17 protein-coding genes are annotated in these 13,477 nt (G+C 60.8%); 6 read left to right on the forward strand and 11 right to left on the reverse strand.

The features are described 5' to 3' along the window. The first annotated feature begins 57 nt into the window (after nucleotides 1–57). Nucleotides 58–990 carry a bifunctional helix-turn-helix domain-containing protein/methylated-DNA--[protein]-cysteine S-methyltransferase gene (locus JJ917_11330; protein MBO6699413.1) on the forward strand — a complete coding sequence of 311 codons (933 nt, stop codon included), beginning with the start codon at nucleotides 58–60 and terminating at the stop codon, nucleotides 988–990. 119 nt (nucleotides 991–1,109) lie between these two features. On the opposite strand, the gene JJ917_11335 is transcribed toward JJ917_11330, so the two are convergent. From JJ917_11335 to JJ917_11370, 8 genes are all read right to left on the reverse strand, one after another. After that, nucleotides 1,110–1,727, reverse strand: coding sequence for a 2,3-bisphosphoglycerate-dependent phosphoglycerate mutase (locus JJ917_11335; protein ID MBO6699414.1), 618 nt, complete (start codon nucleotides 1,725–1,727; stop codon nucleotides 1,110–1,112). Between the two features lie 23 nt (nucleotides 1,728–1,750). After that, nucleotides 1,751–2,527 (reverse strand): 4-hydroxy-tetrahydrodipicolinate reductase, encoded by a 777-nt coding sequence (locus JJ917_11340; protein ID MBO6699415.1) that lies wholly within the window; start codon nucleotides 2,525–2,527, stop codon nucleotides 1,751–1,753. 111 nt (nucleotides 2,528–2,638) lie between these two features. After that, nucleotides 2,639–3,037, reverse strand: coding sequence for a hypothetical protein (locus JJ917_11345; GenBank protein ID MBO6699416.1), 399 nt, complete (start codon nucleotides 3,035–3,037; stop codon nucleotides 2,639–2,641). Next, entirely contained in the window at nucleotides 3,021–3,737 is a 717-nt protein-coding gene (gene pyrF, locus JJ917_11350; GenBank protein ID MBO6699417.1) for an orotidine-5'-phosphate decarboxylase, read from the reverse strand. Before pyrF ends, JJ917_11345 begins: the two co-directional genes overlap by 17 nt. Next, complete coding sequence (locus JJ917_11355; protein ID MBO6699418.1) at nucleotides 3,737–4,300, reverse strand: NAD(P)H-dependent oxidoreductase; 564 nt, start codon at nucleotides 4,298–4,300, stop codon at nucleotides 3,737–3,739. The genes pyrF and JJ917_11355 overlap by 1 nt, the downstream gene beginning before the upstream one ends. Nucleotides 4,301–4,342: 42 nt before the next feature. Further along, nucleotides 4,343–4,906 (reverse strand): phospholipid methyltransferase, encoded by a 564-nt coding sequence (locus JJ917_11360; GenBank protein MBO6699419.1) that lies wholly within the window; start codon nucleotides 4,904–4,906, stop codon nucleotides 4,343–4,345. 250 nt (nucleotides 4,907–5,156) lie between these two features. Beyond that, nucleotides 5,157–6,422 (reverse strand): cytochrome b/b6 domain-containing protein, encoded by a 1,266-nt coding sequence (locus tag JJ917_11365; GenBank protein MBO6699420.1) that lies wholly within the window; start codon nucleotides 6,420–6,422, stop codon nucleotides 5,157–5,159. A gap of 27 nt (nucleotides 6,423–6,449) precedes the next feature. After that, a complete protein-coding gene (locus JJ917_11370; protein MBO6699421.1) occupies nucleotides 6,450–7,082 on the reverse strand; it encodes a YceI family protein in 633 nt (210 codons plus the stop codon). Nucleotides 7,083–7,215: 133 nt separating this feature from the next. Between JJ917_11370 and JJ917_11375 the strand changes: the two genes are divergently transcribed. Together JJ917_11375 and fosX are read left to right on the forward strand one after the other, a co-directional pair. Further along, nucleotides 7,216–7,851, forward strand: coding sequence for an alpha-ketoglutarate-dependent dioxygenase AlkB (locus tag JJ917_11375; protein ID MBO6699422.1), 636 nt, complete (start codon nucleotides 7,216–7,218; stop codon nucleotides 7,849–7,851). Then, nucleotides 7,851–8,270, forward strand: coding sequence for a FosX/FosE/FosI family fosfomycin resistance thiol transferase (fosX, locus tag JJ917_11380; GenBank protein MBO6699423.1), 420 nt, complete (start codon nucleotides 7,851–7,853; stop codon nucleotides 8,268–8,270). Before JJ917_11375 ends, fosX begins: the two co-directional genes overlap by 1 nt. Here the strand turns inward: fosX and JJ917_11385 are convergent. The 3 genes from JJ917_11385 to hrcA all read right to left on the reverse strand — a co-directional run bounded on the left by JJ917_11385 (nucleotide 8,249) and on the right by hrcA (nucleotide 10,698). Beyond that, nucleotides 8,249–8,644 (reverse strand): VOC family protein, encoded by a 396-nt coding sequence (locus JJ917_11385; protein ID MBO6699424.1) that lies wholly within the window; start codon nucleotides 8,642–8,644, stop codon nucleotides 8,249–8,251. The two genes, fosX and JJ917_11385, sit on opposite strands and share 22 nt — an antisense overlap. A gap of 88 nt (nucleotides 8,645–8,732) precedes the next feature. Beyond that, nucleotides 8,733–9,452: a nucleotide exchange factor GrpE gene (gene grpE / locus JJ917_11390; GenBank protein MBO6699425.1), complete on the reverse strand. Its 720-nt coding sequence runs from the start codon at nucleotides 9,450–9,452 to the stop codon at nucleotides 8,733–8,735. 154 nt (nucleotides 9,453–9,606) lie between these two features. Beyond that, nucleotides 9,607–10,698 carry a heat-inducible transcriptional repressor HrcA gene (hrcA, locus tag JJ917_11395; protein ID MBO6699426.1) on the reverse strand — a complete coding sequence of 364 codons (1,092 nt, stop codon included), beginning with the start codon at nucleotides 10,696–10,698 and terminating at the stop codon, nucleotides 9,607–9,609. Between the two features lie 160 nt (nucleotides 10,699–10,858). Here hrcA and rph point away from each other — a divergent pair, with 160 nt between their 5' ends. From rph to JJ917_11410, 3 genes are read left to right on the forward strand one after another with little or no spacing between them, the layout of a single operon-like run. After that, nucleotides 10,859–11,575: a ribonuclease PH gene (gene rph / locus JJ917_11400; protein ID MBO6699427.1), complete on the forward strand. Its 717-nt coding sequence runs from the start codon at nucleotides 10,859–10,861 to the stop codon at nucleotides 11,573–11,575. A 2-nt stretch (nucleotides 11,576–11,577) separates the two neighbouring features. Beyond that, the gene (gene rdgB, locus JJ917_11405) at nucleotides 11,578–12,225 is read left to right on the forward strand and encodes an RdgB/HAM1 family non-canonical purine NTP pyrophosphatase (protein ID MBO6699428.1); all 648 of its coding nucleotides are present in this window, start codon (nucleotides 11,578–11,580) and stop codon (nucleotides 12,223–12,225) included. Continuing rightward, on the forward strand, nucleotides 12,222–13,430 hold the full coding sequence (locus JJ917_11410; protein ID MBO6699429.1) for a coproporphyrinogen III oxidase: 1,209 nt from the start codon (nucleotides 12,222–12,224) through the stop codon (nucleotides 13,428–13,430). The genes rdgB and JJ917_11410 overlap by 4 nt, the downstream gene beginning before the upstream one ends. The last annotated feature ends 47 nt before the right edge of the window (nucleotides 13,431–13,477 follow it).

Consider the following 13,477-nt stretch of genomic DNA (forward strand, 5'->3'; position numbering starts at 1 on the left):
CTCCAGTCCGGTTTCGGGTGTCGCCGGTTCCCGGTTTGCGGCAGAGTGGCTCCCATGATGAACCAGACAGCTCTTCTCAACCCAACCGCAACGACTGTTTCGCCGATCCCCTATCAGGAACGGTGCGATGCCTACGACAGCGTGCGTGCAGCGATTGCCTACATTTCCGAACGCTATCTCGAGCAGCCGGATATCGACACGATTGCCCGTGCGGTCGGCGAACATCCGGCGATTTTGACGCGCAAATTTCGGGCCTTTGCCGGGCTGACACCCAAAGCCTTCTTGCAGGCGGTCACGCTCGATAAAGCGAAGATGCTTTTGGAGGAGGGCGAGCCGGTTTTGGACGCCGCTTTGGACACGGGATTGTCTGGACCGGGCCGTTTGCACGACCTTTTCGTCACCCATCACGCCATGCCACCGGGGGCCTATCGCGCCAAAGGGGCGGGCCTTCAGATCGATTATGGGTTCCATCCGTCGCCCTTTGGTACGGCTTTGGTGATGGAAACAGAGCATGGATTGGTGGGTCTAGCCTTTGCTGACCCTGGCCAAGAGACTGAAACCTTTGAAGATATGGCCGGCCGCTGGCCGAATGCTTATTATGTGGACGCGCCTGAAAAAACGGCATTGACCGCGCGGCGCATCTTCGACCCGGCGCACTGGCAGGCAGATACCCCGCTGCGTATTACGCTGATCGGGACAGACTTCGAGGTACAGGTGTGGGAGACACTTTTGTCGATCCCGCTGGGTGGCATCACCACCTATGGAAAGCTCGCTGATTCGATCGGGCGCCGCAAGGCCTCACGGGCCGTCGGGGCGGCTGTCGGCAAAAATCCGATCTCGTTCGTTGTGCCCTGTCATCGCGCGGTGGGCTCGACCGGCGCCCTAACCGGCTATCATTGGGGGCTGACCCGCAAACGCGCCATGCTTGGCTGGGAAGCCGCCAGTACTGGCAAGGTCAAGCCGGATGTACAGGCTGAGCTTTTCGGCTAGGGCGGTTGCTCACACGTGTGATCCCGGCCTTGAGCCGGGATCTGGTCATTCACTGTGCTCGGTGTGTTCGGCAGATGCCGGATCGGCCATGCCGTCCGGGATGATAAACCCGTCCGGCGTTACTCCGCCAAATCGATTTTTTCGGCGATACCGCCCTCTTCGTCGAGGCGGTAGATGATCGGCGTGCCGGTGCCGAGTTCGCGCTTGAGGATTTCTTCCGGCGTCAGGCTTTCCAGCTGCATGATCAGCGCGCGCAGTGAGTTGCCGTGGGCCGAAACCAAGATGCGCTTGCCAGCCAAAACGCGTGGCAGGATTTCTTTGTCGAAGTAAGGAAGTACACGTTCTGCCGTCATTTTCAGGCTCTCACCACCAGGAGGCGGCACATCGTAGGACCGGCGCCAGATGTGCACCTGTTCCTCGCCAAACTGCTTGCGGGCCTCATCCTTGTTCATGCCGGTGATGTCGCCGTAATCACGCTCATTGAGTGCCTGATCGCGCGTGATCGGCAGATCGGTGCCCATTTCTTCCTGCATCAGGTCGAGTGTGCGCTGCGCGCGCAAAAGATCGGAGGTGAACGCCTCATCAAACTCAAGTTTCATCTCTTTAAGCGTCTGACCGGCAGTGCGGGCTTCTTTGATGCCCTGTTCGGTCAGGTCCGGGTTCTTCCAGCCGGTGAAGAGGTTCTTCAAATTCCATTCACTTTGCCCGTGGCGGACGAGGACGAGAAGGCGTTCCATATGGCGTTTCCTTTGCCGGGTAATTAGATCGATTCTGATAGGCCGAGCACATCACGCATGGTGTAGCGGCCGGGTTTCTTGCTGTAGGCCCAAAGCGCCGCTTTGACGGCACCACGGGCGAAAAGGCTGCGGTCTTCGGCGTGATGCGACAGGGTGATGCGTTCGGCAGGTCCAGCGAAAACAACCGAGTGATCACCAACCACCGAACCGCCACGAAGAGTGGCAAACCCGATCGCACCTTCCGGGCGCGGACCCGTGATACCTTGCCGGGTAAACACACCAACGTCCTCAAGGTTCAACCCACGACCTTCTGCCGCTGCCTCGCCGAGCAGGAGCGCCGTACCCGATGGCGCGTCGACCTTGGATTTATGATGCATTTCAACGACTTCGACATCAAAATCGGCGCTGAGCGCCTTGGCGGCCTGCTCCACCAACACGGCGAGCAGATTGACCCCCAGGCTCATATTGCCTGATTTCACGATCCGCGCATGTCGGGCGGCAGCGTCGAGCTTGGTTTCGTCCTCGGCGCTCATGCCTGTGGTGCCGATGACATGAACGATCCGGGCCTGAGCAGCGAGCTCCGCATAGTGCAACGTGGCGGCCGGCGCGGTGAAATCGAGCACGGCATCGCTCGCGGCAAAAACCGGCAAAGGATCGGCGGTCACGTCGATCCCGGAATCGGCCATGCCGACCAGGGCGCCCGCGTCCGCCCCAAGCGTGTCAGCGCCCTGGCGTTCAACCGCACCGGCCAGCGCCGCGCCATCAGTTTCCAATATCGCCGCGATGAGGGCCCTGCCCATCCGGCCGGATGCTCCGACCACCGCGATCCGCACGTCTGTCACCTGATTGCCTCCCGAGTGTTGCAGGCATCTAGCCCAGCGCTGCTTGCCCGTGCAACAGCGTGAACCGGCTTAGAGCCTGCGCATCAGAACTTTCCGACCATTGGCGGCCGCATGAAGGCCGGACGTCAGGCGGTCCGGGTCGATGCCGACGAAACCCCGGGCCAACAAGGTGTCGGCATTTGCTGGCGCACACAGAGTGAGCGCCGGCGCGTAGCTCCAGCGAGCGTAAGCAAGCGCATGATCAATGAGCTGGAGTTGGGCAGGCTCACTGCCAAGCAGTCGATCAAGAAATACCGTGCCATCGGTGAGATAAGCCGTGGCGGCGCCGAAAATCTCATCGCCATTGCCCAACACCCAGCCCATGTCCTGCGCTTGGGCACGCATGGCAATTGTTTGGTCGAGACCCATCGCAGCAAGCGGTCCAAAATCCGCAGCGGTGATCGCGCGGATGCTAGCCTCTGGCGGCAAGCCCAGCCTCGATCTCCTCAACGGCGCGCCGCGCGGCGGCCTTCGGATCGTCCGCCGCCGTGATCGGGCGGCCGATGACCAAGATGTCGGCGCCGTCGGCGATCGCCTTTTCCGGCGTCACAACCCGTTTTTGGTCGCCAGCATCGCCACCAGCAAAGCGAATACCGGGCGTCACCAGAAGCATTTTATGGCCAAGCGCGGATCGCAGGGATTCTGCCTCGAGCGCCGAACAGATAAGGCCCGGCATACCCGCCTGCTGCGCTTGCCGTGCGCGCGCCATCACCAGTTGGTCGGCCGGGACGGCGTAGCCTGCCTCTTGCAAGTCTTCATCATCCATCGACGTCAGGACCGTCACACCCAGCAGTTTTAAGGACGCATCGGGCCCAAGTGCTTCGACACCGGCGCGCATGGCCTTCGGATAAGCATGCACCGTCAGATAGGCCGCGCCAGTGGCGGCGACACTGCGCACGCCTTCGGCAACGGTCTGATCGATGTCGAGCAATTTGAGGTCGGCAAACACAGGCTTTCCAGCGCGCGACAGCTCCTCGATGAGGCCGAAACCGCCGGAATAGGCCAAGCGATGACCGATTTTGACGATGCCGACCTCATCGATGATTTCATCGAGCATACGGCGCGCGGCATCTGGGCCCGTGACATCCAGCGCGACGGCAAGGCGGTCTTTTGGCGAGAGCATCGACATTAGGAGCGCAGCTTTCCGGCGACATCGATTAGTCGCTCCAATTGTGCGGTGGCTAAACTCACCGTGCGCTCATTGGCGAAACTGCCATCCTCGTTGAAGGCTGAGGCGGCGCCACCAACGGTCAATTGTTCAGGCATCACGATGGCACTGAGTCCGACCAGCGTCGTGCGCAACGAAAAAAGGCCGCGAATGCCACCGAGCATGCCCGGCGAAGCGCCCCCAAGCGAAAAGACCGTCTCTTTGATCGGATGCGGCTTCAAACGACTCAGCCAATCGATGGTGTTCTTCAACAGAGGTGTGACCCCGGAATTGTATTCTGGTGAGGCGATAAAGGCAGCGTCGGATTCGGTCATCAGCGCGCCAAGATCGGCAACCGTTTGCGGCACGCCGTTTGCTCGCTCCCAATCCTGATGGAAAAGCGGCGCTTCATAGTCCGCCAAGGAGATCTGTTGGACGTCGGCGCCAAGATTACCGGCCATCGTCGCGACGGCGGTCGCGAGCTTGGTATTGTGCGAGCCCTGGCGCGTAGAGCCGGACAAAACGAGCAATTTCACAGCTGACATGGGAAACCTTGTTGGATGAGGGGATGCGGCGCGCCGCTAGGCTTAGGTCTTTGCGGCCTCGCGCTTGCGATACACCCAAACGCGCGCCGGCGGCATGTTGTTCCAGATCCAGCCGCTCTTGCTAAGCGAGAAAAGCGCGCGCTCCTCGCGCACTGGGGGGACGAATGCGTAGGAAAACTGGATAAACGGCGCCCCAGGGGCGAGCCTCTCCAGGGCGCTCAGGATCAGCGCGCGGCGGGCTTGGCTGGGCCGCGAAAACAGCGGAAGGCTCGACACGATGCCGGCCAGCGGCGGATGCTCGCCTAGACTGCCAGCGAGATCATAGGCATCGCCCTGGACGATGGTAACTTCGGGAAACCGGCTTCGGAGCAGTTTTGCGAAGTCGCCGCAATATTCGATGGACGTCAATTTGCTCGGCGCGATGCCGCGCTCAAGGATTGCCTGGGTGACAACACCCGTTCCTGGACCAAGTTCTACCACCGGCCCTGACCGCAACGGATCAAGGTAGCGCGCCATGGTTCGCGCAAGCTCGGGGCCAGAGGGCGTGATGGCGCCAACCGACAGCGGATTTCCGGCCCATTGGCGTAGGAACCGGCCTTCATCCATCACCTTGGAAAAAAGGGACTGCGGCGTGCGACGCGTCGCGTTGAGGTTTCGGCGAAAATGGGGGGAAGGCGTCAAGAAACTGGCATCCTCTGCTGGCTCGGCAAGCATCGTGGTGGATGCCATGCGCAATTCCCTACGTTTCAGCGTGACAGGGAGATGACAGCAAAGAGCCGTTGCGGCAACGCGGTGCGTGCGCTTTTTGCTTAAGGACAATGTCAGAACTGGTTTCAGATGCAGCAGGAGCGGGCAATCAAGGGCGCGTCGCCGTGACGTCGAAGGCAATATCGACCTGGTAGAGCAGCCAAGCCTCATTAGCCGCGCCGACGGCGCCGATGCCGAAATCCAACCGATTGACGCTTGTGCTGCCCACGACCGTCGCAACGCCATCGGTCTCCTCGAAGGTGAAGCCGAGAGGGACATCAAGGCTCACGCCGCGCAGAGTGAGCGTCCCATCAGCCTGGTAACTACCATCGTCGGCGCGCGTGAACTGGTTGGCCTGGTAGGTCGCCGTGGCATGATTGGCCAAATCAAACCCATCGCCACCCGAAGCCTGAGCCTGCAAGGTCGCATCGCCGAGCGACACGCTGGTCATGTCGATGGTGATGGTTGCCCGGGCATTCTCTAGGTCATTCGGATCGAACAGAATGTCGCCGGTCCAGTTGCCAATCGTGCCAGCGACGTCGTTGCCAGTGTAGGTGATCGTGAAACCTAGCGAGGAGGCAGCGTGGTCGATGACCCAAGCATTCGGCGCTGAACCCGTGTCGTCTTGGCCTGCGCCGTTTGCAACGGTGGCGGACTGATAGGTCATGGATTGCCCAATGCCCCAGGCAATGCCGCCGACCAGGAACATCAGTGCTGCCGCCGCCGCGATGCCGCCGACGCTGGCCTTGGCGACGGAATTGGGCGCCGATCGCGCCGATATGATCATGCGGGCGATCAAGTTGTCCTTGGCGATGAACTGATGCTTCAGCGCAGCCGCGATGTGCAACACGATCAGCAGGCCCATGGTGAGCGCCAGATAGTAGTGGACGCTTTTCAGGAACGCTTCGGCGGTGTGGCGTTCGGTCAGCCCAGCATCACCAAGCAAGGGCAGGTGCGCGAAGGGCAGGCTGTCCAAAAGCAGGAAGAAGGTGGGCACGCCGGTCGGCGAGACCGACGCCATCGCCCAACCGGAAAGCGGCACGGCGATGAGAAAAGCATAGAACCCGAGATGCGTGATGCTAGCGGCGAAACGCTCAAAACGGCTCATGCCGTGAGGCAGTGCGGGCGCCGGATTGGCAAGCCGCCATATGATACGCGCCAAGGTCAGCGCCAGGATTGTCAGGCCGACGGTCTTGTGAATCTGAAAAACCGTGAAAACAGAACCGGTTGCAGCTGCTCCGGCGGACACCATCCACTTGCCTCCGACAAGCTGGAACAGGATCGCCGCAGCGATCGTCCAATGGAGGACGATCGCCACAGTGGTGTAACGCCGGGCCGAAGACGTATCGAGGCTATCGACAGGGAGGGTCGTCATGGTTCGTGGCCCGGCGCGAGGGAGTGGTTAGGACGGGTTGGCGGTGGATGCGTCGCCGATGAATTCAGCGTTGATCTCGATCGTCACGTCGGCCCCAACGTTGGGCGCAAAGGTCGAGAAGCCGAATTCTGTCCGGTCGAACGTACCAACGGCTTGGATGCCGAAGGCGGCGCCGTCAGCGAACGGGTGCTTGCCCATGGTGCCGATCAGCGTCGTGTCGAGGGTGACGGGCAGCGTCACGCCGAGGAATGTCAACTCGCCTTCGATCTCGGCGGTGTTGTCGCCGGTCTGGGTGATCGCTGTCGATACAAAGGTCGCCTGCGGGAAGGCGTCGGTGTTCAGCCAGTTTTCACCGCGCAGTTCGGCATTGAAATCATGCGCGTCCGGATTGGGGAAATCGGTGTCGACGCTCGCCATATCGATGGTGGCGGTCATCGAGGACTGGGTGATATCGTCGGCATCAAGTTCGATTGTGGCATCGAAGCTGTTGATGCGGGCGGTGTACTCGGACAGACCGAAATGGTTCACCGACCAGAACAACGAGCCGTGCGTCGGGTCCAGCTGGTAGGTGCCTGAACCGATGTTGAGGTCGGCAGCCGAGGCCGAACCGATGAGGGCGGTCGATAGGGCAAGGCCTGCAAGAACTTTGGTGATGGTCATGGCTTTTCTCCGGGGGAAGATGTGGTGCGTTGAAAGGGTGTCCGAAGAGATAGGCAAGTTGACGGTGGTTGAGAGGCCCTTTTGTGCCAAACATATCGTTCGACAATTGTGATCAATAATTTGATGAGTGTGCATGATTGACCGTTCTGCGTTGAACGCGGTGCCAACACGCCAAGAAGGCGCGCTGCTTTTCCCCCAGGTGCTGAATGCGGACGCACAACAGGATCTGGTTGTTGCACTGCGTGCGGTGTTGGCAGCAGCGCCGCTGTTCCAGCCGGTGATGCCCCGGACCGGCAAACCCCTGTCGGTGCGCATGTCCAATTGCGGCAAGCTCGGTTGGGTGGCGGACCGATCCGGCTATCGCTATCAAGCCGAACACCCTGTGACGGGTGAACCCTGGCCGCCGATCCCTGCCCTCTTGATGGATCTTTGGAGTGCTGTCGCTCCCGATGCAGCCGAGCCACAGGCCTGCCTCATCAACTGGTATCAGCCGGACGCCAAAATGGGTCTGCATCAGGATCGCGACGAGCAGACGTTCGATGCGCCCGTGGTCTCCGTGTCGCTGGGCGATGATGCACTGTTTCGCCTAGGCGGCACGGAGCGCGGCGGGAAAACTGAGGGCATTCGCCTCAAATCCGGCGATGTCTTTGTGCTCGGTGGCCCGGCGCGGCTCGCTTTTCACGGCGTCTCGCGGGTTTATTCCGGCACTTCCACACTCTTGGAGGCGCCGGGGCGCATCAATCTCACCTTGCGACGGGTACATCCATGATCACAGGCCTCAGCCACATGACTTTCATCGTCTCCGATCTGGATGCGATGGAGGCAATCCTCACCGAGGTGCTCGGCGCGAAGCGGATTTACGACAGCGGCGAAGAAACGTTTTCGCTGTCACGCGAAAGGTTTTTCGATGTGGCTGGCCTTTGGATCGCAACGATGGAAGGCAAACCACTGCCAAGCAGGACCTACAACCACATCGCGTTCAAGATCGACGAAAGCGCCTATGATGCCTGCCTGTCACGCATCAGGGCGCTAGGGCTCGACGTGCGCGAAAGCCGCCCGCGCGTCGAGGGCGAAGGCCGCTCGATCTATTTCCACGACCACGATAATCATCTGTTCGAGTTGCACACCGGCACGCTACAAGAGCGCCTGGCGCGGTATGGGCGCGCTCAGGCGGCCATTGGCTCGTAAGAGGGTGTCATCCAGCCGACCATTGCGCCGTCGGGTTGCTGCACCATGGCGATGCGACCGACACCTTGAACGTCAAACGGTTCACCCATGACGATTGCGCCTGCAGCTTTGGCTTTCTCCAGTGCCGCATCGACATCATCGATCGCGACATAGGACATCCATTGCGTGGGCATGCCCTCAAAACTGTCGCTTTTGGAAATGTCGAACATGCCGCCGACCGGCTCGCCGCCCGCGTTGCAGACAATGTAGATCGTGCCGTCCGGCATCGGCATTTCTTCAAAGGTCCAACCGACCGAGTCGGCATAGAGTTTCTTGGCGGCTGCAAGATCGCGTGTTTGCAGCTCGTTCCAGTGAAAATGGCCGTGTGGTGTCATGATCTTTCTCCCGATACCGCGTTTCCCCCGACACGCGTAGCGGCAAGATCATGCCCTTGACCGAAAATTCTGTCCAGATGAACCGGCCCTAAGCCGACTTATCGACGCTTTCACCCGGCTCGCCGGTGCCGGGCTGGCTGGCTGCGGTATCATTGGCCGGTGTTGGTTCTTCGGCCTTAGACTCCGTCGATGCAGTTGGCTTCGGACCACCTTTGGTCACGCCGACCATCGCCGGGCGCAGAACGCGCTCGCCGATCATGAAACCCGGCGCAACGACCTGCGTCACCAGGCCAGACGGCTGGCTCGGGTCGGGCACTTCGAACATTGCCTGATGCTGGTTGGGATCGAATCGCTCGCCTTCCGGGTTGATCTTCTTCACGCCGTTTTTGTCGAAAACCGACAGAAGCTCCCGCTCGGTCATCTCAACGCCTTCCAGCAGGTTTTTCCAAACCTCGCCGGCGGCGGCCTTTTCCTCATCCGCCACCACGGTCAGCGCGCGAGTCAGATTGTCGGACACCGAAAGCAGGTCGCGGGCAAACGACGAAACAGCGAATTTCTTCGCATCCGCCACTTCGCGCGCCGTGCGACGGCGCAGATTTTCCATTTCGGCCGCGGCGCGAATGCGCTGGTCGCGGGCCTGTTCCAGTTCGTCCTGAAGGGCGCCGATCACCGCCTCGTAATTGGGTTCATCGCCACCTTCAGGCGGATTTTCCCAAGCACTGGAGGCCTCGCCGTCCGCGTCGGAACCGGAATCCACGCCAGCTTCGGCAGCCTCGGCTTCCTCTTCAGCGCGCATCTCACGTTCCATGGCTGCCGCTGCATCTTCTGCGGCCATTTCTTCAGCACTCTTGCCAGCACCGGACATGGGTCAAACCTCTTGGGAATATGGGGGGACAGTATCGTGGAGCGCATATCAGGGCGTTCGTGCAAAAAATCAAGACTGGCGGGTGCAAGGGTGGGCGCTAGGACCGACCCGGTGAGACGAGCTTGCTGACCAGGCTGGCGGTGTAATCGACGACCGGCACGATGCGCTGATAGTTAAGCCGCGTTGGACCGATCACACCGACCGCGCCGACAATCGTCCCAGCCTCATCGTGATAGGGCGCGACGATCATCGACGAACCGGACAAGGAAAAGAGCTTGTTTTCCGAGCCGATAAAGATGCGCACACCATCGGCAGTCTCGGCGGCTGAAAGGAGGCGGGCCAGCTCTTTTTTGGAGTCCAGATCCTCAAAGAGCAGTCGGATTCGCTCCAAATCCTCCACCGCTGAGACATCTTCAAGCAGATTGGCGCGGCCGCGGATGATCAATTGGCGCGGTTTACCTTCCTCGGCACCGGCCCAACTGGCGATACCGGCATCGACCACCTGGCGTGTCAGCTTGTCGAGTTCGGCGGCAACGGCGCGTTCGCGTTCAGCCAGCGCGCGCTGCGCTTCGCCCAGCGTTTTGCCGCGCAGATGGGCGTTGAGGAAGTTGGCCGCCTCGGTGAGCGCGGAAGCCGGAAGGCCTTCGGGCAGATCGATCAACCGGTTTTCAATGTTTCCGTCTTCGCCGACCAGAACCACCAGGCCCTTGGTTGGCTCAAGCCGGATGAATTCAATATGTTTCAGACGGGTGTCGCTCTTGGATGCCAGCACAAGGCCCGCGCCGGCTGTCAGGCCGGAAAGCAGGGACGACGTCTCCGTCAGCGCGTCTTCGACCGAGCCCTTCGGCCTTCCCGTGCCGATATTGTCGTCCAGCGCGGCACGCGCCTCGGGCGGGATCGCACCGACTTCCATGAAAGCATCGACGAAAAACCGCAGGCCAAGCTCGGTTGGCAACCGCCCGGCGGAGACGTGCGGAGCAAACACCAGGCCAAGCGCTTCCAAATCGCTCATGACGTTGCGGATCGTTGCCGGCGACAATGTTGGCATCGCGTTGGATTTGGTGAGATCGCGCGACAGCGTGCGTGAGCCCAGCGGCTCGCCCAGCGTCAGGTAATGATCGACGACACGGCGAAAGATGTCGCGCGAGCGCTCGTCCAGATCATCAAGGCGTGGTGCTGGGCCGGTCATGCGGGCTATCTAAAATCAGTTGCCAGTAGATTCCAGCCCCATCGGCGTTGATGGTCTCGGCGACTGGGTCCATCCACGCGCCAAAGAGCGGCTCTTGCATGCCGGCAGGCGCCAGCGTAACCAGAGCCAAAATTTCTCTTGTTAGGAAAGCTTAGCCCTTATGCGCCCATCCAATCGCGCCAATGATCAACTGCGTCCCGTCACCCTGGAACGGGGTTTTGCACGCCACGCTGAAGGCTCCTGCCTGGTTTCCTTCGGCAACACCAAAGTGCTGTGCGCGGCCAGTGTCGAGGACCGTGTGCCGGGCTGGATGCGCGGTAAGGGTTCGGGCTGGGTGACGGCGGAATATGCCATGCTGCCGCGCTCGACCCATGAACGCATGCGCCGGGAGGTCACACAGGGCAAGCAGTCCGGCCGGACACTGGAGATCCAACGGCTGATCGCCCGTTCGCTGCGCGCTGTGGTGGATCTAAAAGCCATCGGCGAGGTAATGATCACCGTCGATTGCGATGTCATCCAGGCCGATGGTGGCACCCGCACCGCCTCCATCACCGGCGCCTGGGTGGCGCTTTACGACGCGCTGAAATGGATGGAAGGCCGATCGATGCTGAAGGGCTCAGCCTTGAAAGACCAGGTCGCGGCCGTTTCCTGCGGCATCTACAAAGGCGAGCCTGTGCTTGATCTGGACTATTTAGAAGACTCAGCGGCAGAAACCGATGCCAATTTCGTGCTGACCGGCGCTGGCGGCATGGTAGAAATCCAGGGCACGGCGGAAGGCGCACCGTTCAGCGAAGCCGAACTGGCCTCGATGATGTCCCTTGCCAAAAAGGGCATTGGCGAACTTCTGGCGCTGCAGGACCAAACGGTGGGCGCCTGATTATGCAGCTGAAAGGCTTTGGCGAACGGCTGCTGATCGCAAGCCACAATCGCGGCAAGATCGACGAATTGCGGGCCCTGCTGGAGCCGATCGGCCTACCGGTTACGTCCTCGGCGGACCTTGAGCTCACCGACCCGGAAGAAACGGGAACGACGTTCGAGGAGAACGCGCTGCTTAAGGCGCGTGCCGGGCATGAAGCGACCGGTCTTGCCAGCCTGTCGGATGATTCCGGCCTTTGCATCGACGCGCTGGGCGGTGACCCTGGTATCTACACCGCGCGGTGGGCCGGGCCGGAGAAAGACTTCTCCATGGCCATGCGCACGGTCGAGGAAAAGCTCCAAGCCGCCGGCGCGACCTCTTCTGATCAGAGACGGGCAAAGTTCGTTGCCGTGCTTGGCCTCATCCGCACCGATAGCTCCGAAGAAACATTTCGTGGCGAGGTAGAGGGCACGCTGGTCTGGCCGCCAAGAGGCGACCAGGGCTTTGGCTATGACCCGATTTTTCAGCCGGATGGTTTCGACATCACGTTTGGTGAGATGGACGCCGATACCAAGCACGGCTGGGTTCCCGGGGAGCAATCCGGGCTGTCGCACCGAGCGCGGGCGTTTGAGAAACTGTTCAATGCCATCGTCAGCGCGGGTCCGGCGTGACAGCCGATCTTCGCGACCACGACTTTTCGCCTGCCGCGAGTGATGCGGATGCCGGATTCGGCATATACGTCCATTGGCCGTTCTGCGCCTCGAAGTGCCCCTATTGCGACTTCAACTCTCATGTGCGCAAGGCAGCCATCGATCAACCGCGCTTTGTGAAGGCCTTTCAAGCCGAACTTGTAACCATGGCGGCGCGTACGCCGGGGCGGACGGTTTCCAGTATCTTTTTTGGCGGCGGCACGCCCAGCCTGATGGAACCAGCGACGGTTAGCGCGATACTGGCCTCAATCCGCGATCTTTGGCAGGTTGCGCCGGACGCGGAGATCACGCTGGAGGCCAATCCAACCAGCGTGGAAGCGGATCGCTTCCAAGGTTTTCGCAAAGCCGGGATTAATAGGGTGTCGCTTGGTGTGCAGGCGATGAACGACGATGATCTTCAGGCACTCGGGCGAACGCACTCTTTCGCCGATGCCCTACGCGCGGTGGACATTGCGCGTGATGCTTTTGAGCGCATTTCCTTCGACCTAATCTATGCCCGTCCCGGCCAGAGCGTCTCGGCCTGGCAGGATGAGCTCGGCCAAGCGCTTGATTTCGCCGCTGATCATCTTTCGCTCTATCAACTGACCATCGAGCCGGGCACTCAGTTTGAAATCCTGCACAAGGCCGGGCGTTTGCAGGTTCCCGATCCGGAAATCGCCTCGGACATGTTTCTTACCACCCAAGCTATGACGACCGAGCGTGGATTATCGGCCTACGAGATTTCCAATCACGCCGCGCAGGACGCGGTCTGCCAACACAATTTGGTTTACTGGCGCTATGGCGAATATGTCGGGATTGGGCCAGGCGCCCATGGCCGTTTGATCGACCAAGCGAGCCGCTACGCCCAGCGTGTCGCGACCTCGACCGAGCGGTATCCGGAAAAGTGGCTGGAGCGTGTGGAAGCCAATGGACATGGGCTGGTCGCCGATGATCCACTGACCTTGGAAGAAATGGGTGATGAATATCTGGTGATGGGCTTGCGGCTGCGCGAAGGTATTTCCCGCGCTCGCTATGAGGCCCTGTCGGGACGCAGCTTTGCTGACAAGCAGATCGACCTGATGGTGGATCAGGGGTTCATTGAGACGGGTGATGACAGGGCAAGCCTGCGCGCGACACGCGAAGGTTCGTTTTTGCTCGATGCAGTCGTCGCCGATCTGGCGGCGTGATTTATTCCCAGGTCAAGGTTCCGGGCGGAAAACCGGTTCCCACCCCC

The sequence above is a fragment of the Hyphomicrobiales bacterium genome, from assembly GCA_017642935.1.
In the GTDB taxonomy this organism is placed as follows: domain Bacteria; phylum Pseudomonadota; class Alphaproteobacteria; order Rhizobiales; family MH13; genus MH13.

Bases quoted from the DNA above. Each gene is read 5' to 3' on its own strand.
- JJ917_11365 (MBO6699420.1), bottom strand. From the start codon at position 6,422: ATGACGACCCTCCCTGTCGATAGCCTCGATACGTCTTCGGCCCGGCGT.
- rdgB (MBO6699428.1), top strand. From the start codon at position 11,578: ATGCAGCTGAAAGGCTTTGGCGAACGGCTGCTGATCGCAAGCCACAAT.
- JJ917_11360 (MBO6699419.1), bottom strand. From the start codon at position 4,906: ATGGATGAAGGCCGGTTCCTACGCCAATGGGCCGGAAATCCGCTGTCG.
- JJ917_11335 (MBO6699414.1), bottom strand. From the start codon at position 1,727: ATGGAACGCCTTCTCGTCCTCGTCCGCCACGGGCAAAGTGAATGGAAT.
- JJ917_11385 (MBO6699424.1), bottom strand. From the start codon at position 8,644: ATGACACCACACGGCCATTTTCACTGGAACGAGCTGCAAACACGCGAT.
- pyrF (MBO6699417.1), bottom strand. From the start codon at position 3,737: ATGTCGATGCTCTCGCCAAAAGACCGCCTTGCCGTCGCGCTGGATGTC.
- JJ917_11370 (MBO6699421.1), bottom strand. From the start codon at position 7,082: ATGACCATCACCAAAGTTCTTGCAGGCCTTGCCCTATCGACCGCCCTC.
- rph (MBO6699427.1), top strand. From the start codon at position 10,859: ATGCGCCCATCCAATCGCGCCAATGATCAACTGCGTCCCGTCACCCTG.
- grpE (MBO6699425.1), bottom strand. From the start codon at position 9,452: ATGGAACGTGAGATGCGCGCTGAAGAGGAAGCCGAGGCTGCCGAAGCT.
- hrcA (MBO6699426.1), bottom strand. From the start codon at position 10,698: ATGACCGGCCCAGCACCACGCCTTGATGATCTGGACGAGCGCTCGCGC.
- JJ917_11330 (MBO6699413.1), top strand. From the start codon at position 58: ATGAACCAGACAGCTCTTCTCAACCCAACCGCAACGACTGTTTCGCCG.
- JJ917_11375 (MBO6699422.1), top strand. From the start codon at position 7,216: ATGATTGACCGTTCTGCGTTGAACGCGGTGCCAACACGCCAAGAAGGC.
- JJ917_11340 (MBO6699415.1), bottom strand. From the start codon at position 2,527: ATGGGCAGGGCCCTCATCGCGGCGATATTGGAAACTGATGGCGCGGCG.
- JJ917_11355 (MBO6699418.1), bottom strand. From the start codon at position 4,300: ATGTCAGCTGTGAAATTGCTCGTTTTGTCCGGCTCTACGCGCCAGGGC.